Below are 20098 nucleotides of genomic sequence, written 5' to 3'. Positions count from 1 at the left end.
CTTGTCCCCTCTAAGGAATGGAATCCGGCAGGCCGGACGGGAGGTCCGGCCGGGCTGGTGATGATCACGGGCGCCGGGCGAGCAGGATCCGGTGCATCGGGGTGTCGACCAGTGCGGTCCGCACCAGGCCGGCCCGGTCGAGCCATTGGTCGTAGTCCGCCAGGGAGAAGGAGTCCCCGCCGCCGGTGACGAGCATCGACGCGGCGAACAGCCGGAAGAAGCGGTTCTGGATCGACTGGTCGTCGGTCTCGTCGTCGACGATGTGGTCGACGATCGCGACCACGCCTCCCTGGCGCACCGCCTGCGCCGCCCGTCGCATGAGCTCCTCGGAGCCCTCCGCGGTCTGCAGGTGGAAGATGTTCACCAGCAGGACGAGGTCCTGGCCGGTGTTCCACTCCTCGGTGAAGAAGTCGCGCTCCACCGGTTCGAACCGCTCCCGCACGCCCAGCCGCTCCGCCTGCCCGCGGGCGATGGGAACGATCCGCGGGTGGTCCAGGCCGGTCGCCCGCAGTCCCCGGAAGCGCTGCAGGAGCAGCTGGCTGTAGATGCCGGTGCCGCAGCCGACGTCCAGCATGGACCGGTCGGCCTCGCCCTTCCAGCCCTCCTCCTCCGCCAGGAGGTTGGCCAGCGACTCGACGATCGGCGGCGCCCAGAAGTTGATGCCGCGGGCCACCTGCTCGTAGTCCTCGGCGGACAGCTGGTTGGCCTGGTAGCCGCCGTCCGCGCCGCGGGCGGGCCGCTTGACGTGGTCGGCGAGGTTGCGCCAGACGTCCCAGCCGATCGCCCGGTCGTAGCCGATCCGGCCGGCCAGGCTGTACAGGCCGCCGGGCAGCAGGCACTCGGCCATGCCGTCCACCAGCCGGTAGAGGTCCTCGCCGTCCTCGGCGCGGACCCGCTGGACGATCTCGTAGCAGTACAGGCCGTCGAGCAGCACCCGCAGGCCGTGCGCGTCGGCGTCCAGCCGGGCGGCGAGGTCGGTGGGGGTGGCCGGGCCGTCGGCCAGGGCGACGAAGACGCCGAGGTCGAACGCGGCCTCGATCATTCCGGGTGCGAACATCGCGATCAAGTGTTCGTAGACGCGGTGTGACGCCCGGACGACCGCGCTGTCCCGGGGATCGCCGATCAGTTTCGAGCCGTCGACCAGCGGCGCCACGCCGGTGTCCGGCTGCGGAGTGAATTCGTCCGACGTTTCATCGGTTCTGGTGTCGTGGGCGGAGGAGTCTATCGTGGTCATCGATCCCCATTTGCGCTCAAGGCATTTCGCCGGGCGGTGCTGAATTTTCCGCAGGGTGTTTCCCGAATGGCCTGGGCGTGAACGGCCGATTTCGATCGGACGGCAGCCCCACGGCCGGGCCGTGCCCGGAACCGTATCCGGGCACGGCAGAGCGGCCGGCGTGGACGGAAAACGCCCCGACGAGCGGACGGTGTGAGTGTGTGCCGGCCTCAGGCCGGAATGGCGTTGACGTACTCGCGCATCATCCGGGGGACCCGGTACGCGTACTGGTGGCCACGTTTCACCTGGACGACCGAGAAATCGACGAGATCGGCCAGCACATCGATATTGCGGGAGGGCTCCCGGCCGTCGACCGGTTCCTGCCGGACATCGTCGATGGAGAATTCATCGGGAAAGCGGGAGAGCTGTCTGAGGGCTCGGCGCTGCCGGTCGTCGAGGAGTCCGTAGGCCCAGGCGAGGCTGCGGTGCAGCGAGCGGTGGTGGGACAGCCCGCCCACCTCGTCCTGGCCCAGGATGGGCAGCACCTGGCACTCGTCCACCAGGACGTGCAGCGGCACCGAGCGCATCCGGAAGGCCGCGTTCTCGATGGCCAGCGCGAGGCCGCCCAGCCGCCGGCAGAGTTCGACCACCTGCGGCATCTGGTCGCCGAGGTCCAGCGTCGGTACGACGGAGTGCACCCGGCGGCAGAACAGCTCGGCGGCGGGCGGGCAGCCGTAGCTCCCCTCCGGGTAGTCGACCGACAGCGGCGACACCTCCCACAGGTCCGCCGGGATGGAGGCCGGCGCCCGCAGCGAGGTGATCAGGATGTGCAGCGCCGGATGGCGGTCGAGCAACATCCTGACCTGCCTGGTCACCGCGCCGATGACGTGCTCGGCGTTGTCGATGACGACCATCATCTGCAGCTCGGGATTGGTCCTCGGGTCCCGGTCGTAGCCGTGCAGCAGGGTGTCGAGCGAGCGCTGCACCTCCGCCGAGGCCGCGGCCGCGTCGACGCTCTCGGGAGTGACCGAGCCGAGCTCCAGGACCACCACGCCGTCGCGGAAGCGGTCCAGCAGGTGGGCGGCCGAGTCGAGGGCCAGCCGGGTCTTGCCGACGCCGGCGGGCCCGGTGAGCACCAGCGGCCGCCCGGGCCGGAGGGTGGTCACCACGTGCAGCAGGTCGGCCTGGCGCCCGACGGTGATGTCCGTCTTGGGGCGCAGCCCCTGCCAGCGGGCGTTGTCCGGAACCTCGACGACGTTGGTCAGCAGACCGGGTTCCAGCCGGGAGGACAGCATCCCGGTCGGGGTTCCCGCATTGGCGACGTGGGATATCAGGGTGTCCTGGCTGGTCGCCGCGGAGAGCAGGGCGCCGACCAGGAGTTCCACGGAGCTGCGCCGCGGATTCTTGATCGCGCCGGTTTCCAGATTCCTAATGGTCCGAACACTGACATTGGAATGCTCGGCTAACTGTTCCTGACTCCAGCCGACCATCTTCCGTTGGGTTACTAACATGGAGCGAAGCTGATTGTTGTCCATTCCCCCGCGCTTCCTGCTGTTGTGAGCAGAATCCAAGTCAGAACTTAACACGCCGACGCGCGGCGCCAATCACTCCAGAAAGATCATTACTGTCCGCGCGGTCTTGTCCGGAGCCTCCGGGAGAGTGCTCGTGCCGGCGCGGTCCGCGATGTGTCAGAACCGTGGAAAAATGAGTTGGGGACGTGGTGGTGGTATGTCGCTGCTGCTCGGGAGCGGTCTTTGTCGGTGAGGTGACCACAGCCCGTAAGGCTACTCAAGCTACATGCGAACGAGTGTACTACGCGGACTATTTCTGCGAACCTGCCGCTCTGTTCGATTTGCCCCTTTTGGCACCGGCAACTCCACGGTGCTTCCGGCAATATCCGGCTGTTCTGCCGAGAGTATGCGGGCATTCTCGGCCATGTTGGCCGGATCCTACGGCCCCTTCCCGGCCGTGATCGCCCACCGGGCTGACGCGTGGCCGTTCGGCGGTCCGGCGCTCTTGACACGGCATACTCGTTCACCTGCGCTAACCGCAGCGGATACCCGGTGGAAACCTGGTTGAGTCCATCCATGGCCGAAGGATAAGAAGAGGAAATGACAACGCTCAAGGAGCAACTGCACGAGGACCTCACGGCTGCGATCAGGGTCCGGGACGAGCTGCGCGCGTCCACCATCCGGCTCACGCTGGCCGCCGTCACCAGCGAGGAGGTGGCGGGCAAGCAGAAGCGCGAGCTGTCCGACGCCGAGGTGCTGAAGGTGATCGGCCGCGAGGCGAAGAAGCGCCGGGAGGCCGCCGAGGCCTTCGACACGGCCGGCCGCACCGAGCAGGCCGCCCGGGAGCGGGCCGAGGGCGAGCTGCTCGCGACCTACCTCCCCAAGCAGCTCTCGGACGAGGAGCTGGCCGCGATCGTCGCGGCCGCCGTGGCCGAGAGCGGGGCGACCGGCCCGCAGGGCATGGGTGCCGTGATGAAGCTGGTGAAGCCGCAGGTGGAGGGTCTGGCCGAGGGCGGCCGGGTCGCCGCCGCCGTCAAGGCCGCGCTGTCCTGAGCGACGGTGCGCGGGTGCGTCGGCGTGATCCGGCTCTGGCCGGAATCGAGCGGCGCTCCAGCCAACGGTGAATGGCGCGCCGGGTTCTGAGCGTCCGTCACCCCGGCAAAACGGTGAAGGGGCGTCCTCCGAATCGGAGGACGCCCCTTCACTACTGTTCCCCTACTGTTCCGCGGGTCCGGCCCCGGCGGTTCGGTCAGCCGTTGCCGCCGCCGTGCTTTCCGCCGTTGCCGCCGCCGCCGATCATGCCCGGCGGGAAGGTGAACCCGCCGCCGATCATCCCGCCGGGGTTGCCGCCGCCTCCGGGGTTGCCGCCTCCGCCGGGGTTGCCGCCGCCCTGCTGCGGCGGCGGGGGGTTGCCGCCGGGCGGGGTGTTCGGGTCGGCCGGCGGGGTGGCGCCCGCGGGCGGGGTGGCCGGCTGCGGGTCCGGGATGTCGACGGTCTGGATCGGCTCCATCGGCGTGCCCTTGAGGGCCTCGTTCATCGCCAGCTGCCAGATCGGGCCGGGGCCGTCGGCGCCGAAGACCTCGTCGAAGTGCTTGCCGCCGATGTTGATGTTCTTCATCTTCACGCCGCCGGCCGGACCGCCGAGCCAGACGGAGGTGGCCAGCGACGGGGTGTAGCCGCTGAACCAGGCGGCCTTCTTCTCGTCGGTGGTACCGGTCTTGCCGGCGATCTTGCGGCCGCCGTCCAGGCCGAGCGCGGCCGCGGTGCCCTTCTCGGTCACGTTCAGCAGGACGGTGTTGAGCTTGTCCGCGGTGTCCTCGGAGAAGGCCTGGCTGCACTGGGTCTGCGGGACCGGCAGCTCCTTGCCGTCCACCGTGCTGATCTTGTTGATCGCGACCGGGGTGCAGTACTTGCCACGCGCGGCGAAGGTCGCGTAGACGTTCGCCATGGTCAGCGGGGAGAGCTCCAGGGTGCCCAGGACCATCGAGGGCACCTCCTTGAAGGCGTCGCCCTTCGCGGACTGGGTGATGCCCAGCTTGTTCGCCATCTGCTTCATCGCGCAGAGGCCGACCTGCTGCTCCATCTGCACGAAGTAGGTGTTGACCGACAGCGCCATGGCCTGCTTGAGCTGGTACGGCCCGACTTCCTTCTCGGACTCGTTCTTCACCGTGGCCTTGCCCTCGCCGGGCGTCGGGACGTTCTTCCAGGTGCCCGAGCAGGTGGACATCTGCGGGTACTCGATCTTGTTCTCGGACGGGAACGGCTGGGTGGGCGCCATGCCCGACTCCAGCGCCGCCGCGGCCAGGATCGGCTTGAACGTCGAGCCGGTCTGGAAGCCGTTGCCGCCGCCCATCGCGGCGTCCACGTTGAGGTTGACGACGGTCTGGTTCTTGTTCGGGTCCAGGCCGTACGGGCGGGTCTGGGCCATCGCCACGATCTTGCCGCTGCCCGGCTCCATCATGGTCGCGGCCGCCGACACCTGGTCGGTCACGTTGACCTTCTTGGTGACGGCGTTCTGGGCCGCGGCCTGCTTGTCCGGGTCCAGCGTGGTGTAGATGTTCAGGCCGCCGGTGTCCCAGAGCTTCTTGCGCTCCTCGGCGCTCTTGCCGAAGGACGGGTCCTGCTTCACCACGTGGCGGACGTAGTCGCAGAAGAAGCCCATGCCGGCCTTGGCGGTGATGCAGCCGTTCTGCGGGTCCTTGTAGGCGAGGCCCAGCGGGGCGGCCTTCGCCTCCTTGGCCTGCTCCGGGGTGATGTGCTTGTTCTCCAGCAGCTTGTCGATCACGACGTTGCGGCGCTTGACCGTGTTCTCGGGGTAGCGCACCGGGTCGTAGGACGACGGGTTCTGCACCATGCCGGCCAGCGTGGCGGCCTCGGCGACGGTCAGGTCCTTGTTGCTCTTGCTGAAGTAGCGCTGGGAGGCCGCTTCCACCCCGTAGGCCTGGTGGCCGTAGAAGGTGATGTTGAGGTAGTTGGTGAGGATCTGATCCTTGCTCAGGTCCTCCTCCAGCTTGATCGCGACCTTGAGCTCCTGGATCTTGCGGCCCAGGGTCTTGCGCTGGGCCTCCAGGACGGCCGCCTGGTCGTCGCCGGCCTTCTCCACGTTGACGTTCTTCACGTACTGCTGGGTCAGCGTCGAGGCGCCCTGGGAGGTGGTGCCGCTCTCGGCGTTCTTGCTGACCGCGCGGAGGATGCCCTTGAGGTCGACGGCGCCGTGCTCGTAGAAGCGGGCGTCCTCGATGTCCACCTGGGCGTGCCGCATGAAGGGCGACATCTGGTCGGCGGTGAGGACGGTGCGGTCGCGCTCGTAGACCTTGGCGATCAGGCCGCCCTTGGCGTCGAAGATCTGGGTCGCCTGGGTGAGCGGCGGGGTCTTGAAGTCGTCGGAGATGTTGTCGAAGCTCTCCGCCGTGTCCTTGGCGGTCAGCCCGATGGCGCCGACGGCGGGCAGGGCGAGGCCTGCCAGCAGGACTCCGGAGAGCACGCTGACGCCCAGGAACTTCACGCCGTTGCCGACGTGCTCCAACGGTGATCCGCCGGTCCTCCCGCGCGGAGCTCCGGTGTTGCCTGGGGGCTGGGGTGCCTGTGGGCGCTTCGGTGCCATGGGGAGAACCCTACGTCGCCGATTCCCGTACACGGCGGCAGGTGTTCGCCTAGGCTTGTCACAAGCTTGGTACAGCTTCGGTGCGTCAACATCACTCACTCTTGTGGGTGGGGAGAGTTGCCCGAATTGCAGGGGGATGTCCGGGTTTTGAGGCAGCTGGGGGCTGCTGTGCCCGTGTGAACGGTTGCGCTGCGTGATGACGCCTGTGGCGAGAGTACGGACTCCGCCCTTGGCAAGCCGCGCGACCTGCGATCACTCCAACGAGTGAGCTGACCGATACCCATAGTCCAATCGGGTCATTCGAGATTGAGCCCGAAGGGGCTGTTGCAAGCTGTCGTTCTTCCGTAACGTCCTCAACTGGCAACGGTGAATATGCCGTTGCCGCCGTGGGGGAGCCTCGATACGGGAGAGGACGGCGCCGGGATGGGCTGGGTTGACGACTGGAGTGCGCAGGCCGCCTGCCGCACGAGTGATCCGGACGAACTGTTCGTCCAGGGGGCGGCACAGAACCGCGCGAAGGCGGTGTGCAGCGGCTGCCCCGTGCGGACGGAGTGCCTCGCGGACGCCCTGGACAACCGGGTGGAGTTCGGGGTCTGGGGCGGGATGACGGAGCGCGAGCGCCGGGCGCTGCTGCGCCGCCGCCCGACGGTCATGTCGTGGCGGAGGCTGCTGGAGACGGCCCGCACCGAGTACGAGGAGTCCCTCGCGACCGGAGTGATACTGACGGACTACGCCCAGGCGGGCTGAGTCCGGGACGAACGGGCCGACCAGGCCGAAACGGCCGTACCGGGGGGTCCGGGCCGGATCGGCCCCGGGCGGGTGCCCTGCCGCACCGCCCGTGGCGCCCCTCGTCGTTCCCCGGCGCCCTGCGCCGGGTTTTCCCAGGCCGTGCCTTCCTGCGCCGGGTTTTCCCAGGCCGTGCCTTCCTACGCCGGGTTTTCCCAGGCCGTGCCTTCCTACGCCGTGCTTTCCTGCGCCGTGCCTTCCTAGGCCGTGCCGCTGAGCCGGTCCCCGATGGCCCGCAGCCCCTCCAGGTCGTGCACGTCGCCCGGCAGCGCCGGCACCTCCACGATCGGCACGTCCGGGTAGACCGAGACGAAGCGGTCCCGGGTACGGCGCTCCCGCCCCAGGATCTGCATCCGCTCGGCGTGCAGCCGCAGCAGCCCGGCCGCGAGCAGCTCCGCCTCCGGCGAGGAGTGCTCCGAGCCGTTCTCCTCCAGCGCCTCGGCCGCCGCCAGCGCCCGCTCCGCGGTGAGCTGCGGGGCGCCCGTGCCGTGCACCCGGTTGAGCACCAGCCCGGCCAGCGGCATCCGGTCCGCGGCGAGCCGGTCCACGAAGTACGCCGCCTCGCGCAGCGCGTCCCGCTCCGGCGCGGCCACCACCAGGAACGCCGTGCCCGGCGCCTTGAGCAGCTGGTACGTGCGGTCGGCGCGCTCGCGGAAGCCGCCGAACATCGAGTCCATCGCGCTGACGAAGGTCTGCACGTCGGTGAGCAGCTGGGCGCCGAAGATCTTGCCCAGGGTGCCGGTGAGCAGGCCCATCCCTGCGTTCAGGAAGCGCATCGCGCTGCGCCCGCCGACCTTGGCCGGGGCGGTCAGGATCCGGATCACCCGGCCGTCCAGGAAGGAGCCGAGCCGGTTGGGCGCGTCCAGGAAGTCCAGCGCCGAGCGGGACGGCGGGGTGTCCACGACGATCAGGTCCCACTCCTCGGCGGCGCGCAGCTGCCCGAGCTTCTCCATCGCCATGTACTCCTGCGTGCCCGCGAAGCCGGCCGACAGGGACTGGTAGAACGGGTTCTCCATGATCATCCGGGCCCGTTCGGGCTCCGCGTGGGCCAGCACGACCTCGTCGAAGGTCCGCTTCATGTCCAGCATCATGGCCTGGAGCTCCCCGGCGCCGGTCACCCCCTTGACCACCCGGGGGGTGTTGTCGAGCTCGGTCAGGCCCATCGACTGGGCGAGCCGGCGGGCCGGGTCGATGGTCAGCACCACGACCTTGCGGCCGCGTTCGGCGGCCCGCAGGCCGATCGCGGCGGCGGTGGTGGTCTTGCCCACGCCGCCGGAGCCGCAGCAGACGACGATCCTGGTCCCCGGGTCGTCGATCAGCTCGTCCACGGCGAGCCGCTTCCCGGTGCTCCGCACCCCGCCGCCGGTGCTCGTGCCGTTGCCCGTCATGCCGCCCCCTGCCGCTTCAGCTCGCCCGCCAGCCGGTACAGCCCGCCGAGGTCCACGCCCTCGCCCAGCAGCGGCAGTTCGTACGTCGGCAGCCGCAGCTGCTGCAGGTCGGCGCGTTGCGCGCGCTCCAGCTCGACCCGCTCGGCGTGCTCCCTGGCCTGCTCCAGCAGCGGGTCGATCAGCGGCTCGACCGCCGCCCGGACCGTCTCCGGCTTGCGCGAGCGGCCCCCGAGCCCGGCCTCCCCGAGCGCCAGGGCGACCTCCTCCCGGTGGTCGCCGTGCACCGCGGCCACGGCCGCCGCGTCCAGCACCGGCGGCCGGACCATGTTGACCATCACCCCGCCCACCGGGAGCTTCGCCTCGCGCAGCTCGGCGATGCCGTCGACCGTCTCCTGCACCGGCATCTCCTCCAGCAGGGTGACCAGGTGCACCGCGGTCTCCGGCGACCTCAGCACCCGCATCACGGCCTGCGCCTGGGTGTGTATCGGGCCGATCCGGGCCAGCCCGGCGACCTCGGCGTTGACGTTCAGGAAGCGGGTCAGCCGCCCGGTCGGCGGGGCGTCCATCACCACCGCGTCGTAGCGCCGCCGGCCGTCCGGGTCCTTGCGCCGGGTCGCCTCGCAGGCCTTGCCGGTCAGCAGGACGTCCCGGACCCCGGGCGCGACGGTGGTGGCGAAGTCGACGAAGCCGACCTTCTGCAGCGCCTTGCCGGCCCGGCCGAGCTTGTAGAACATCTCCAGGTACTCGAGCAGCGCCTGCTCGGTGTCGATCGCCAGCGCGAAGACCTCGCCCGGGCCGCCCTCACCGGCCGGGAGCCCCAGCTGCCGGCGGGAGACCGAGGCGATCCGGCGCTCCTCGTACGGCAGCGCGGCGATGCCGAACAGCTCGGCGATGCCCTGCCGGCCCTCGACCTCGATCAGCAGCACGCGTCCGCCCTCGGCGGCGAGCGCCAGGGCCAGCGCGGCGGCCAGCGTGGTCTTCCCGGTGCCGCCCTTGCCGCTGACCACGTGCAGCCGGACGCCCTCCCAGTCGGGATCGCGCCGGTCCGCCTGGCCGGGGGTGCGTGCCACGCTCCGTCTCCGTCCGTCTCCGTCCTACGGGCGTCCCCTCCTGACGAGGGTGTCCCTCACCAGGGTGCCCTCCCGCGAGGGTAACCAGGGACCGCCCCGGATGCCCGGAGCGCCTGGGGTTACCAGACCGATCATGCCCTCTTTGTGCCCCACCTCACACGCCGCCTCCCGTGCGGCGCCGATCGCCCGGGCGGCTCGTCTAGAGTCTGGCCATGACCAAGTGGGAATACATGACGGCGCCCCTGCTCGTGCACGCCACCAAGCAGATCCTGGACAACTTCGGCGAGGACGGCTGGGAGCTCGTCCAGGTCGTGCCCGGCCCGAACCCGGAGCAGCTGGTGGCCTACTTCAAGCGGGAGAAGAACGCATGAGCCTCGTCGAGTCGAAGCTCGCGGAGCTGGGCCTGACCCTGCCGCCGGTGGCCGCCCCGGTCGCCGCGTACGTGCCGGCCCTGCAGTCCGGTGAGTTCGTGTTCACCTCCGGCCAGCTCCCGGTGGTCGGCGGCAAGCTGGTGAGCACCGGCAAGGTCGGCGCCGAGGTGTCCCCGGAGGAGGCCAAGGAGCTCGCGCAGACCTGCGCGCTGAACGCCCTGGCCGCCGTGAAGTCGGTGATCGGCGACCTCGACCGGATCGAGCGGGTCGTCAAGGTCGTCGGCTTCGTCGCCTCCGCCCCCGACTTCACCGGCCAGCCGGGCGTGATCAACGGCTGCAGCGAGCTGCTCGGCAAGGTGCTGGGCGCCGCGGGCGTGCACGCCCGCAGCGCGGTCGGCGTCGCGGTGCTGCCGCTGGACGCCCCGGTCGAGATCGAGCTCCAGGTGCGCGTCAAGCAGGCCTGAACGTGATCGCGGAGGCGGGGTAGGCCCTGGTCTACCCCGCCTCCGTGCGCTTAGCATCCGGGCATGGACCATCGAGCAACGACGCTCCCGATGCCGCCCGGCTGGCCCGCCCGGATCCGGGCGGTCGAGTCCGGCGTGCTGACCCCGCCGGTGCCCCGGCCCGCCGCCACCGTGGTGCTGCTGCGCGACGCCGCCGACGGGCCGGAGGCCTACCTGCTGCGCCGGCGCACCTCGATGGCCTTCGCGGCCGGGATGTACGCCTACCCGGGCGGCGGGGTGGACCCGCGCGACGCCGAGGTCGAGACCGGCTGGGCCGGGCCCGCGCCCGAGGAGTGGGCGCGCCGGCTCGGCGTGGACGCCCGGACGGCCCGGGCGGTGGTCTGCGCGGCGGTCCGCGAGACCTTCGAGGAGGCCGGCGTGCTGCTGGCCGGCCCGGACGCGGAGAGCGTCGCCGCGCCGCGCGACTGGTCCGCCGAGCGGGCCGCGCTGGAGGCGCACGAGCTGTCCTTCGCCGAGTTCCTGCGCGACCACGGCCTGGTGCTGCGCAGCGACCTGCTGGGCGGCTGGGCCCGCTGGGTCACCCCGGAGTTCGAGGAGCGCCGGTACGACACCTGGTTCTTCGTGGCGGCCCTGCCGTCCGGGCAGCGCGCGGCCCTGGAGGTCGGCGAGGCCGACCGGGTCGCCTGGCTGAGCCCGGCCGAGGCGGTCCGGGGCTACCAGGAGGGCCGGTTCGGCATGCTGCCGCCCACCGTGACGGTGCTCCGCGAGCTGTCGTCGGTCGGCAGCGCCGCCGAGGCGCTGGCCGCGGCCGCCGGCCGCCGGCTGGCACCGGTCCTGGGCCGGGCCGAGGTCCGCGGGGACCGCATGACGGTCCGCTGGCCCGGGTACGACGAACTGACCATCGACGGGGAGTTCCCCGAGAACCCCTGACCCACCCGCGGAAGACCACCCGCGACACCGTGAAGAACACCCGCCCCGCACCACCGCAGAGAGAGGACCGACGCCCGATGACCCACAACGACGTGGCTCGCCGGACGGCACCCGAGATGCCCGCCCGCCGCGTGATCCCCCGTACCCCTGCCTGCGACCACCCGGTCCCGTTCGTCGAGGTGGCGCAGCGCGCCATCGTCCGGGCGCTGCCGCTGCGGGCCCTCCATCGCGATGGACGGGGAGGCCGGTGAGCCAGCTGAGCAAGCGAATCACCGAGTTCGGCGAGGTGTCCGCATGAGCGGGCTCCTGCCGGGTGACCCCGCCGCCGTCGTCGGCGGCGAGGCCACCCCCAGGGCGCTGTGCGTGCTGGCGCCGAACCCGTCGCCGATGACGCTGGACGGCACCAACACCTGGCTGCTCTCCGAACCCGGCTCCGACCTGGCCGTGGTGATCGACCCCGGCCCGCTGCACGAGGACCACCTGCGCCGGGTGATCGGCCTCGCGGAGGAGCGCGGCAAGCGGATCGCGCTGACCCTGCTCACCCACGGCCACGCCGACCACTCCGAGGGCGCGGCCCGCTTCGCCGAGCTGACCGGCACCGAGGTGCGGGCGCTGGACCCGGCGCACCGGCTGGGCTCCGAGGGCCTGGTGGGCGGCCAGCGGCTGGACGTCGGCGGTCTGGACCTGCGGGTGGTGGCCACCCCCGGCCACACCTCGGACTCGCTGACCTTCCACCTGCCGGAGGACGGTGCGATCCTCACCGGCGACACCGTGCTCGGCCGTGGCACCACGATGGTCGCCCACCCCGACGGGCGGCTCGGCGACTACCTGGACTCGCTGCGCCGGCTGCACACCATGGCCGCCGAGCACGGCGTGCGGACGGTGCTGCCCGGGCACGGCCCGGTGCTCGCGGACGCGCTCGGCGCCGTCGACTACTACCTGGCCCACCGGGCCGCCCGGCTCGCCCAGGTGGAGACCGCGGTCGAGTCGGGCTGCCGGACCGCGCCCGAGGTGGTGGCGCGGGTCTACGCCGACGTGGACCGGGCGCTCTGGCCGGCCGCCGAACTCTCGGTGCGGGCCCAGCTGGACTACCTGGTGGACCACGGGCTGATCCCGGGCGCGGACTGACCCGGGTGAACGCCGAAGGGCCCGTCCGTTCGGACGGGCCCTTCGCGGTGCTCGAAGCGCCGCTGCTCGGCGTGTCGTCGCCCGGCGTGTCGGCGCTCGGCGTGTCGTCGCCCGGCGCCTCAGCGCGAGCGGCGGGACAGCCGCTCGACGTCCAGCAGGACCACCGCGCGCGCCTCCAGCTTCAGCCAGCCGCGGCCGGCGAAGTCGGCGAGCGCCTTGTTGACGGTCTCGCGGGAGGCGCCGACCAGCTGGGCCAGCTCCTCCTGGGTGAGGTCGTGGGCGACGTGGATGCCCTCCTCGGACTGCACGCCGAAGCGGCGGGAGAGGTCCAGCAGAGCCTTGGCGACGCGGCCGGGCACGTCGGAGAAGACCAGGTCGGACATCACGTCGTTGGTCCGGCGCAGTCGGCGGGCGATGGCCCGCAGCAGCGCGATGGAGACCTCGGGACGGGCGTGCAGCCAGGGCTGCAGGTCGCCGTGGCCCAGGCCCAGCAGCTTGACCTCGGTGAGCGCGCTGGCGGTCGCGGTGCGCGGGCCCGGGTCGAACAGCGACAGCTCGCCGATCATCTCGCTGGGGCCGAGGACGGCCAGCATGTTCTCGCGGCCGTCCGGGGAGGCGCGGTGCAGCTTGACCTTGCCCTCCGCCACGACGTACAGCCGGTCGCCCGGGTCGCCCTCGTGGAACAGCGACTCCCCACGGGCGAGGGTGACCTCGGTCATGGAAGCGCGCAGCTCGCCGGCCTGTTCGTCGTCGAGTGCCGCAAAGAGTGCGGCGCGCCGCAGAACGTCGTCCACGTGCTTCCTCCTTCTCGGCCGTCCGGCGGGTGGGCCGTCCGGCGCAAGTTCCGTTCAGTGTTCTGCATCACCAAGCATGGCGCATGTCGCTCCGATCATATGAGGAGGGGGTGTGTCGAGGTGCGCCGTGCGGGGCCATTCGTACCGGCGGGTCATCGGACGACGCGGACGACGCGGGCTCGAAGACGGGCCCTAGTCGAACTCCTGTCCGTCTGAATCGAACAGTGAATCGGCGACCGCCGTACGGGCGTGGAGGACGGCGTGGCCCGCGCGGTGGGCGCTGGTCAGGCCCGCCGTACGCAGGGCGGTGAGGTGCTGGGAGGCGCCGGCGGGGGACAGTCCGGCGCGCAGGGCCAGCTCGGTGGTCGAGGCCGGGGAGTCCAGCTCGGCCAGCAGCCGGGCGCGGGAGCGGCCGAGGACGCCGGCCAGCGCGTCGGTCCGGGCCGCCGCGCCCGGCGGGCGCTCCCAGAGGGTGGCCGTGCCGCGCGCCGGGTAGACCAGCTGCGGCGGATCGGGCGGCAGCACCCGGGTGAGCACCCGCGGCCAGGCGAAGGCCGAGGGCAGGAGCAGCAGCCCGGCCCCGGCGGTCAGCCGGGTGACGGCGCAGTGCCGCCGCTCCAGCCGCAGCGCGGCGCCGTCCCAGCGGACGGTGTCGTGCAGCTCGCCCAGCATCCGCGCGGTGCCGTGCTCGGCGGCCTGCCGGGAGCGGTGGAAGACGTCCGCCGCCAGCAGCGCGCGGATCCGGGCCCAGTACGGGGCCAGCGCCAGCTCCCAGTACGCCTCGACGTCGGCGGCCAGCCGGGGCAGCTGCGCGGCCGGGTCGCGGTACAGCGGCGCCAGGACGGCGGGCAGCCGGCCGCCGGCCTCGGCGGCCATGATGTCGAGGTCGGCCCGGACCTGCCCGGCGCCGGTGGCGGTGATCGCGGCCAGTTCCTCGGCGAGCCCGGGGGAGAAGCCGGCCGGGGCGGGGTTGAGGAAGTCCGGCAGGTGCCCGGTGGGCGGCACCAGCGCGGTCAGCCGGTCCAGGGCCGGCCCGGCGGCGGCCAGCCGCTCGCGGACCTGCCCGGCCCAGCGCCGGTGCAGCGCCGGGACGGCGGAGCCGGCGAGGGCGCGCAGGCTGGTCACCACCTCCTGCATCGGCGAGACGGCGAACCGGGTCAGCGCCAAGTCCTGTGTGGAGAAATGCAGTTCGGTGCGCATCCGGGCCCCCTCCGCGGAAGATTCAGGCTCAGCTTAATCACTGGTACCGGTGGGGCGGCCGGGCGCAGGATGCCTCCGTCCCCACCGATCCGTACGAAAGCCGGTGCCACCCATGTCCACCACCCCCGAGTCCCGCGAGCGGGCGCTGCGGCTGCGCGAACTGGTCGCGGACGGCGTGCTCCTGCTGCCCAACGCCTGGGACGCGGGCAGCGCCGCCGTGATCGCCTCGGCCGGCGCCCGCGCCGTCGCCACCACCAGCGGTGGCGTCTCCTGGTCGCTCGGGCACGGCGACGGCCAGCGGCTCGACCGGGCGGCGGCGGTCGAGGCGGCCCGCCGGATCGTCGCGGCGGTGGACCTGCCGGTCACCGTCGACGCCGAGGGCGGGTACGGGCCGCTGCCCGTCGACGTCGCCGAGACCGTGACCGCCCTGGTCGGGGTGGGCGCCGTCGGCGTCAACCTGGAGGACTCGACGGCCGTCGGCGGCCCGCTGTTCCCGGTGGCCGAGCAGGCCGAGCGGCTGCGCGCGGCCCGTACGGCGGCGGCCGCGGCCGGACTGCCCGAGCTGGTGGTCAACGCCCGCACCGACGTCTTCCTGTTCGGGCTGGGCGGGCTGGACGACGTGCTGGCCCGGGCCGAGGCCTACGCCGAGGCCGGCGCCGACGGCCTGTTCGTCCCCGGGCTGCTGGACCTCGACGCCCTCGCCGAGCTGTGCAAGCGCTCGGCGCTGCCGGTGAACGCGATGGCCGTCCCGGGCGGGCCGACCGTCGCCGAACTCGCCGCCACGGGGGTGCGGCGGATCAGCCTCGGCACCGGCCTCGCCCAGGCCGCGTACACGGCGGCCCACCGCGCCGCCGCCGAACTGCTCGGCGCCGGGACGCTGACGGAGCTCGACGGCGCGCTCGGCTTCGGCGAGCTGAACGGGCTGTACCGGGGCTGACGGCCACTGGCCCGCCGGCGCCGCCGGCCCCGGCCCCCGCCCCGCCGGCCCCGGCCCCCGCCCCGCCGGCCCCGGCCCGCAGCCGTCAGCCCTGGAAGCCCAGCTCGGCGAGGGTCCGCTCGATCCGGTCGCGGTGCTCCGCCGCCCACTCGTCCAGGGTCTCGGCGGCCTCCTTGGCCAGCTTCGCGCGGGCCGCGTCCAGCACCGGCCCGCGCTCGGCGGCGGGCACCACCACGACGCCCTCCTCGTCGGCCACCACGATGTCGCCGGCCGCCACCAGCACCCCGCCGCAGCGCACCGGGGCGCCGTGGGTGCCCAGCGCCTTCTTCGTCCCGGGGATCGGGATCACCCCGCGGGCGAAGACCGGGAAGCCCGCCTCCCGGACCTCGCCGAGGTCCCGGATCAGCCCGTCGGCGACGAAGGCCACCACGCCCCGGCGCTGCGCCACGGCGCACACGTTGCCGCCGGCCAGCGCGTAGTCCAGGTCGCCGGACTCCACCACGATCACCGAGCCGGGCTCGGCCCGGTGGATCGCGGCGTGCAGCATCAGGTTGTCGCCGGGCGGGCACTGCACGGTGAACGCCGGGCCGGCCACCCGGGGCATCCCGGCCCAGAGCGGGCGCAGGCCGATGTCCATGACCCGGGACCGGCCCAGGATGTCGGCCAGGGTGGTGGTGGGAATGTCCTTGAAGTCGGCGTCCATGCTTCCTCGTCCTCCGTTATCGGCCCGTCGGGAGACGGTCCGTCGGAAGCGTAGAACCCGTCGCCCGCGCCTCCGGACCCGAGGTCAGGCGAAGAACTTCACCAGCTCCGGCACGAGGACCCCGGCCGCCACGTCGTGGGTCTGGCCGGCCAGCGTCCGGTACTCGGCGCCCGGCACGGCCGCGGCCACCGCGGCGGCCGGTGCCCGCAGCAGCTCCGGGCTGGCGCCGCCGTCCAGCACCAGGGTCGGCACGGTGATCCGGGCCAGGACGTCGACCGGGACGGTCCCGCCGGTCCGCGCGCCGAGCGCCGCCGCGTCGTAGGCCAGGGTCGGCGCGATCGCCTCCAGCAGCGGCCACATCGGGGCGGCGCGCATCCCGGCCAGCATCTCGGCGGGCAACCCGACGAAGGTCATGAAGGCCGCGACGGCGTCCCCGCGCCGCCCCTCGGCGAGCGCCGTCTCCAGCTCGGTGACGTACCCGACGAAGCGGGCGCTCTGGGCCGCCTCGGTGCTGAACGGCGGCTCGTAGACGGCCAGTCGGGTCATGGCGACGCCCGCGGCGGCCGCTCGCAGCGCGAGCGCGGCGCCCGAGGAAATGCCGTAGACGGCGGCCGATCCGCCGGCCGCCGCGACCACGGCGGCCAGGTCCTCGATCTCGCGCTCCACGGCGAAGGGGGCGGTGTCGCCGCTGGCGCCGCGGCCGCGCCGGTCGTAGGCCCACACGGTGTGGTGGGCCGAGAGCTGCTCGGCGGTCGCGACGCCCGGGTCGAAGGCGCGATGGGTGGTCGCCCCGTCCACCAGGACGACGGCCGGGCCGGAGCCGGTGACGGTGCAGGCGAGGGTGGTGCCGTCGGTGGAGACCACGGTGCTCATGGGGTGTTCCTTCGGTCGGACGATCCGGTCGCAGGGGTAGACCGCCGTCCGTCGCGGAACTCATCGCTCCCGCCGAGGAATTTTCCGGGGCGCCCGTGATCCTCCTGCCGCCGGCCTCACTCCGGACGGGCAGGACCACCTCGCCGGGGCTCTCGACGGGTCTGCCCGACGGCCCCGAGGGAACCATGGGCCGCGCCCCGGGCCGACGGCCACGGGCGTGGCGCACGGTCCCGTCCGTGGAAAATCCACGTTCTCGCCGAGGGGCCCTGACCTCCGGCCGCTCGAACCGGATCATGAGGCGCGGAGAGCCCTCGACGAAAAGGGAGAGCGTGGACATGGGAACGGACTCGAAGCGCCGGCGCGTCGAATTCCGGCGCCGCGCCGCCGTCGTATTTCCCTTGCTGTGCGGAATTCTGGCCGCCCCGGCCCAGGCGGCACCGGCCGCGGCCCGGGCCGGTGCCGCGGAACCGGCGAAAGAGCCGTCCATCGCGGTGCCGTACAGAGCCGCCGAACTGTGGCAGCGGGGAATCACCGGAAAAGGCGTGACGGTCGGTGTCCTGGTCTCCTACGGAGATCCCCAGCTGGCCGAATTCATCGCGAAGTACGACGAGGCCTACGGATTGCCGCCCGCGGACATCCTGAACCTCGAACCGCTGGGAAAGGCGCCGTCCTGCACCGACCCCGGCGTGAACACCGCGAACTGCCGCGCCTGGCAACAGGAGACCAGGATGGACGTGGCGATGATCCATTCGCTGGCACCGGGGGCCCGCATCGCGGTGACCGCGATCCCGGTCGACGAGACCCAGGGCGAGACCGGGATGCCGGAGATGATGCGGGCCCTCGACCACCTGACCGAGCACGGCATCGCCGACGTGGTCTCGATGAGCTTCGGGACGCCCGAGCAGAACTTCACCGACCCCCGGTCGATCCACCGCCTCGGGCGGGCCTTCTCCCGCGCCGGCCGGGCCGGGGTGACGCTGGTGGCGTCCGCCGGGGACCACGGGCCGACCGGGCCGCTCCGCGACCGGCCCGACCGTACGTACGACCGGAGGGTGGTGGCCTGGCCGGCCTCCGACCCGCGTGTGACGGCGGTGGGCGCGGTGCGGCTGCACGTCGACCGCGACGGCAACCGGACGGCGCCCGACACGCTCTGGCCGCAGTCGGGCGCCGGCCGTTCGTCGACGTTCGCCCGGCCGTGGTGGCAGCGGTCCGTGGCGGACGGCGGAGCGTTGGCGGGCGAAACGGCGGACGGCGGAACGGCGGTCGCCGGCGGAGCGGGCGGCCGTTCGATCCCCGACGTCACCATGCAGGGCTCCCGCGGCAGCTCGCAGTCCGCGGCCCTGTTCGCGGGCGTGGTGGCCCTCGCGGTCCAAGAGCACGGCGGCCGGCTGGGCGACGTCAACCCCCTGCTGTACCGGCTCGGCCGGCGCGGTGCGGCGGCCGGAATCACCGATGTCACCGAAGGCCGCAATGACTACGGCGGAGTTCCCGGCTTCACCGCCGGCCCGGGCTTCGACACCGCGAGTGGTTGGGGCACGGTGGATGTTCCCGTCTTCGTCCGCGAACTGGCCGAATCCGATCGCTGAGCCGCAGGTCGCGGCCGCTCCGCCGGATTGCCCGGGTCGCTGCACCGGCCGGTTCAATTCCACGAGTTCGGAGAATGTGCCGCGATTTGCGGCCGGTCCGGTGGCGATCGACCGGCGACGAAAATCCATCATTTCCGGTCAGTGACTCTATGTTAACGGGATATTGCCGACGGGAACTATGCTCGGGGTGAGGCGTACGGGGGCCGCTTCGTGGTGCGAAGCGGCCCCGCATGCCGATGACGGGTCGAATCGTCTACCGGGAGCTGACGTTGGGTCACAGTGCGTACCGAATCGACGGTGATCGTCACTCGCGGTGGCCGACCGGGCGTCGAACGCCCCGGAGGGCCGGCGACCCCTTGTCGAGGCTCACCCAGGGCATCGTCGTCATGGTGGCGGTCGGCTTCTTCGTCGCCTCGGTGGTGGCCACCGTCCGCAACCACGACGGCCTCGTGCACCAACTGTCGGCCGTGGTCGTCCTGTTGCTGCTGCTCGGCTTCCAGATCATGCACGCCGGCCCGTGGCGGCTGGAGCGGCTCTGGTGGCCGTGGAGCCTGTTGGCCCACGGGGTGCTGACCTACCTGCCGTTCCTGGTGTTCGACGGCTCGTGGGTCGGCATTCCCGGCTCCTTCGCCGGATCGGTACTGCTGACCGTCGAATCGCCCCGCTCCTGGATCCTCTTCGGCGCCCTGGTGGCGGGCCAGTACCCGCTCTGCGCCGCGCTGGACGGGAACTTCGGCCAGTGCGTGAACGCCGTCGTCTCCACCGCCGTGGGCGGCATCGTCGTCTACGGCGTGGCCCGACTCGCCGATCTGACGGCCGAGTTGAGGGCCGCCCGGACGGAGCTGGCGGAGCGCGCGGTGGACCAGGAGCGGCTGCGCTTCGCCCGCGACCTGCACGACCTCCTCGGCTACAGCCTCTCGGTGGCCGCGCTGAAGTGCCAACTCGCCCAGCGGCTGGCCCTGGAGGACCCGGAGCGGGCCCGCTCCGAGATGTCCGAAGTACTGGCGATGGTGCGTCAGGCGATGTCGGACACCCGCTGGATCTCCAGCGGCGACCTCCAGATGTCCCTGGCGCGGGAGTCCCGTTCGGCCGTCTCGGCGCTGCGGGCGGCCGGGATCAGGGCCGACGCCGACCTGGACTGCGGCGTGCTGCGGCCGGAGCTGGACGCGGTGCTGGCCACCGTGGTGCGGGAGGCGGTCACCAACATGCTGCGGCACAGCGTGCCCGGGCGCTGCGAGATCCGGGCCGGCCGGGACGGGCTCGGCACCGTACGGCTGACGGTCTCCAACGACGGCGTCCCGGCGGACGGCGGACCGGCCGAGCCGGGGGAGCCGAGCGGCGGACGAGGCCTCGACAACCTCACCGAGCGGCTGCTGGCCGTCGGCGGCCGGCTGACCGCCGAGCGGGACGACGCCGGCTGGTTCCACCTCTCGGCGGTCGTCGAGGCCTCGTCCGCGCCGAGGACGACGATCCGCGCGGCCCGGGAGGCCGGAGCCGCGAGGGCCTCCAGCGCGGCCTGACGACGCCCCGACGCCCCGGG

General features: G+C 72.5%; 19 protein-coding genes. 10 read left to right on the top strand and 9 right to left on the bottom strand.

The features are described 5' to 3' along the window. Positions 1-64: 64 nt before the first annotated feature. Entirely contained in the window at positions 65-1234 is a 1170-nt protein-coding gene (locus IE332_RS00625) for a class I SAM-dependent methyltransferase (RefSeq protein WP_189913052.1), read from the bottom strand. 209 nt (positions 1235-1443) lie between these two features. Then, positions 1444-2703 carry a helix-turn-helix domain-containing protein gene (locus tag IE332_RS00620; protein ID WP_268256521.1) on the bottom strand — a complete coding sequence of 420 codons (1260 nt, stop codon included), beginning with the start codon at positions 2701-2703 and terminating at the stop codon, positions 1444-1446. A gap of 621 nt (positions 2704-3324) precedes the next feature. Here IE332_RS00620 and IE332_RS00615 point away from each other — a divergent pair. Next, entirely contained in the window at positions 3325-3777 is a 453-nt protein-coding gene (locus tag IE332_RS00615) for a GatB/YqeY domain-containing protein (protein ID WP_189913050.1), read from the top strand. 196 nt (positions 3778-3973) lie between these two features. Here the strand turns inward: IE332_RS00615 and IE332_RS00610 are convergent, their stop codons facing one another. Further along, the gene (locus IE332_RS00610) at positions 3974-6250 is read right to left on the bottom strand and encodes a transglycosylase domain-containing protein (RefSeq protein WP_308437504.1); all 2277 of its coding nucleotides are present in this window, start codon (positions 6248-6250) and stop codon (positions 3974-3976) included. A 501-nt stretch (positions 6251-6751) separates the two neighbouring features. On the opposite strand from IE332_RS00610, the gene IE332_RS00605 reads away from it, so the two are divergent. Beyond that, positions 6752-7075 (top strand): WhiB family transcriptional regulator, encoded by a 324-nt coding sequence (locus IE332_RS00605; protein ID WP_033333275.1) that lies wholly within the window; start codon positions 6752-6754, stop codon positions 7073-7075. 239 nt (positions 7076-7314) lie between these two features. On the opposite strand, the gene bagB is transcribed toward IE332_RS00605, so the two are convergent. Together bagB and bagA are read right to left on the bottom strand one after the other, a co-directional pair. Then, entirely contained in the window at positions 7315-8502 is a 1188-nt protein-coding gene (bagB, locus tag IE332_RS00600; protein ID WP_189913048.1) for an ATPase BagB, read from the bottom strand. Continuing rightward, positions 8499-9572 (bottom strand): ATPase BagA, encoded by a 1074-nt coding sequence (gene bagA, locus IE332_RS00595; RefSeq protein WP_189913047.1) that lies wholly within the window; start codon positions 9570-9572, stop codon positions 8499-8501. Before bagA ends, bagB begins: the two co-directional genes overlap by 4 nt. 212 nt (positions 9573-9784) lie before the next feature. Here bagA and sp36 point away from each other — a divergent pair, with 212 nt between their 5' ends. From sp36 to IE332_RS00570, 5 genes are all read left to right on the top strand, one after another. Beyond that, positions 9785-9943: a Sp36 family protein gene (sp36, locus tag IE332_RS00590; protein WP_094743074.1), complete on the top strand. Its 159-nt coding sequence runs from the start codon at positions 9785-9787 to the stop codon at positions 9941-9943. Further along, a complete protein-coding gene (locus IE332_RS00585) occupies positions 9940-10407 on the top strand; it encodes a RidA family protein (protein ID WP_189913046.1) in 468 nt (155 codons plus the stop codon). The genes sp36 and IE332_RS00585 overlap by 4 nt, the downstream gene beginning before the upstream one ends. A gap of 63 nt (positions 10408-10470) precedes the next feature. Beyond that, on the top strand, positions 10471-11337 hold the full coding sequence (locus IE332_RS00580) for an NUDIX hydrolase (RefSeq protein WP_189913045.1): 867 nt from the start codon (positions 10471-10473) through the stop codon (positions 11335-11337). A gap of 77 nt (positions 11338-11414) precedes the next feature. Beyond that, entirely contained in the window at positions 11415-11588 is a 174-nt protein-coding gene (locus IE332_RS00575) for a hypothetical protein (protein WP_189913044.1), read from the top strand. 43 nt (positions 11589-11631) lie between these two features. Beyond that, entirely contained in the window at positions 11632-12465 is an 834-nt protein-coding gene (locus tag IE332_RS00570) for an MBL fold metallo-hydrolase (protein ID WP_189913043.1), read from the top strand. A gap of 119 nt (positions 12466-12584) precedes the next feature. Here IE332_RS00570 and IE332_RS00565 read toward each other — a convergent pair whose 3' ends face one another. Continuing rightward, positions 12585-13259: a Crp/Fnr family transcriptional regulator gene (locus tag IE332_RS00565; RefSeq protein ID WP_030288117.1), complete on the bottom strand. Its 675-nt coding sequence runs from the start codon at positions 13257-13259 to the stop codon at positions 12585-12587. Between the two features lie 192 nt (positions 13260-13451). Then, a complete protein-coding gene (locus tag IE332_RS00560) occupies positions 13452-14459 on the bottom strand; it encodes an ArsR/SmtB family transcription factor (RefSeq protein ID WP_189913042.1) in 1008 nt (335 codons plus the stop codon). 112 nt (positions 14460-14571) lie between these two features. On the opposite strand from IE332_RS00560, the gene IE332_RS00555 reads away from it, so the two are divergent. Continuing rightward, on the top strand, positions 14572-15396 hold the full coding sequence (locus IE332_RS00555) for an isocitrate lyase/PEP mutase family protein (RefSeq protein WP_189913041.1): 825 nt from the start codon (positions 14572-14574) through the stop codon (positions 15394-15396). An 85-nt stretch (positions 15397-15481) separates the two neighbouring features. Here the strand turns inward: IE332_RS00555 and IE332_RS00550 are convergent, their stop codons facing one another. Both IE332_RS00550 and IE332_RS00545 read right to left on the bottom strand, forming a co-directional pair. Further along, entirely contained in the window at positions 15482-16099 is a 618-nt protein-coding gene (locus IE332_RS00550) for an RraA family protein (RefSeq protein ID WP_189913040.1), read from the bottom strand. An 84-nt stretch (positions 16100-16183) separates the two neighbouring features. After that, positions 16184-16972, bottom strand: coding sequence for an alpha/beta fold hydrolase (locus tag IE332_RS00545; protein ID WP_189913039.1), 789 nt, complete (start codon positions 16970-16972; stop codon positions 16184-16186). Between the two features lie 542 nt (positions 16973-17514). Here IE332_RS00545 and IE332_RS00540 point away from each other — a divergent pair. Beyond that, positions 17515-18558 (top strand): S53 family peptidase, encoded by a 1044-nt coding sequence (locus IE332_RS00540; protein WP_229928184.1) that lies wholly within the window; start codon positions 17515-17517, stop codon positions 18556-18558. A 356-nt stretch (positions 18559-18914) separates the two neighbouring features. Further along, entirely contained in the window at positions 18915-20078 is a 1164-nt protein-coding gene (locus IE332_RS00535) for a sensor histidine kinase (RefSeq protein ID WP_189913037.1), read from the top strand. Positions 20079-20098: the final 20 nt, after the last annotated feature.

It is taken from the genome of Kitasatospora xanthocidica, from assembly GCF_014656195.1.
GTDB lineage: Bacteria > Actinomycetota > Actinomycetes > Streptomycetales > Streptomycetaceae > Kitasatospora > Kitasatospora xanthocidica.
The sequence above is the reverse complement of the archived record's forward strand: the minus strand, read 5'-3'. Positions and strand labels throughout refer to the sequence as shown.

What these genes read in the sequence shown, in the direction of transcription:
- IE332_RS00625 (WP_189913052.1), bottom strand. Translation starts at nt 1,234, where the DNA reads ATGACCACGATAGACTCCTCCGCCCACGACACCAGAACCGATGAAACG.
- IE332_RS00620 (WP_268256521.1), bottom strand. Translation starts at nt 2,703, where the DNA reads ATGGTCGGCTGGAGTCAGGAACAGTTAGCCGAGCATTCCAATGTCAGT.
- IE332_RS00615 (WP_189913050.1), top strand. Translation starts at nt 3,325, where the DNA reads ATGACAACGCTCAAGGAGCAACTGCACGAGGACCTCACGGCTGCGATC.
- IE332_RS00605 (WP_033333275.1), top strand. Translation starts at nt 6,752, where the DNA reads ATGGGCTGGGTTGACGACTGGAGTGCGCAGGCCGCCTGCCGCACGAGT.
- bagB (WP_189913048.1), bottom strand. Translation starts at nt 8,502, where the DNA reads ATGACGGGCAACGGCACGAGCACCGGCGGCGGGGTGCGGAGCACCGGG.
- sp36 (WP_094743074.1), top strand. Translation starts at nt 9,785, where the DNA reads ATGACCAAGTGGGAATACATGACGGCGCCCCTGCTCGTGCACGCCACC.
- IE332_RS00585 (WP_189913046.1), top strand. Translation starts at nt 9,940, where the DNA reads ATGAGCCTCGTCGAGTCGAAGCTCGCGGAGCTGGGCCTGACCCTGCCG.
- IE332_RS00580 (WP_189913045.1), top strand. Translation starts at nt 10,471, where the DNA reads ATGGACCATCGAGCAACGACGCTCCCGATGCCGCCCGGCTGGCCCGCC.
- IE332_RS00575 (WP_189913044.1), top strand. Translation starts at nt 11,415, where the DNA reads ATGACCCACAACGACGTGGCTCGCCGGACGGCACCCGAGATGCCCGCC.
- IE332_RS00570 (WP_189913043.1), top strand. Translation starts at nt 11,632, where the DNA reads ATGAGCGGGCTCCTGCCGGGTGACCCCGCCGCCGTCGTCGGCGGCGAG.
- IE332_RS00560 (WP_189913042.1), bottom strand. Translation starts at nt 14,459, where the DNA reads ATGCGCACCGAACTGCATTTCTCCACACAGGACTTGGCGCTGACCCGG.
- IE332_RS00555 (WP_189913041.1), top strand. Translation starts at nt 14,572, where the DNA reads ATGTCCACCACCCCCGAGTCCCGCGAGCGGGCGCTGCGGCTGCGCGAA.
- IE332_RS00550 (WP_189913040.1), bottom strand. Translation starts at nt 16,099, where the DNA reads ATGGACGCCGACTTCAAGGACATTCCCACCACCACCCTGGCCGACATC.
- IE332_RS00545 (WP_189913039.1), bottom strand. Translation starts at nt 16,972, where the DNA reads ATGAGCACCGTGGTCTCCACCGACGGCACCACCCTCGCCTGCACCGTC.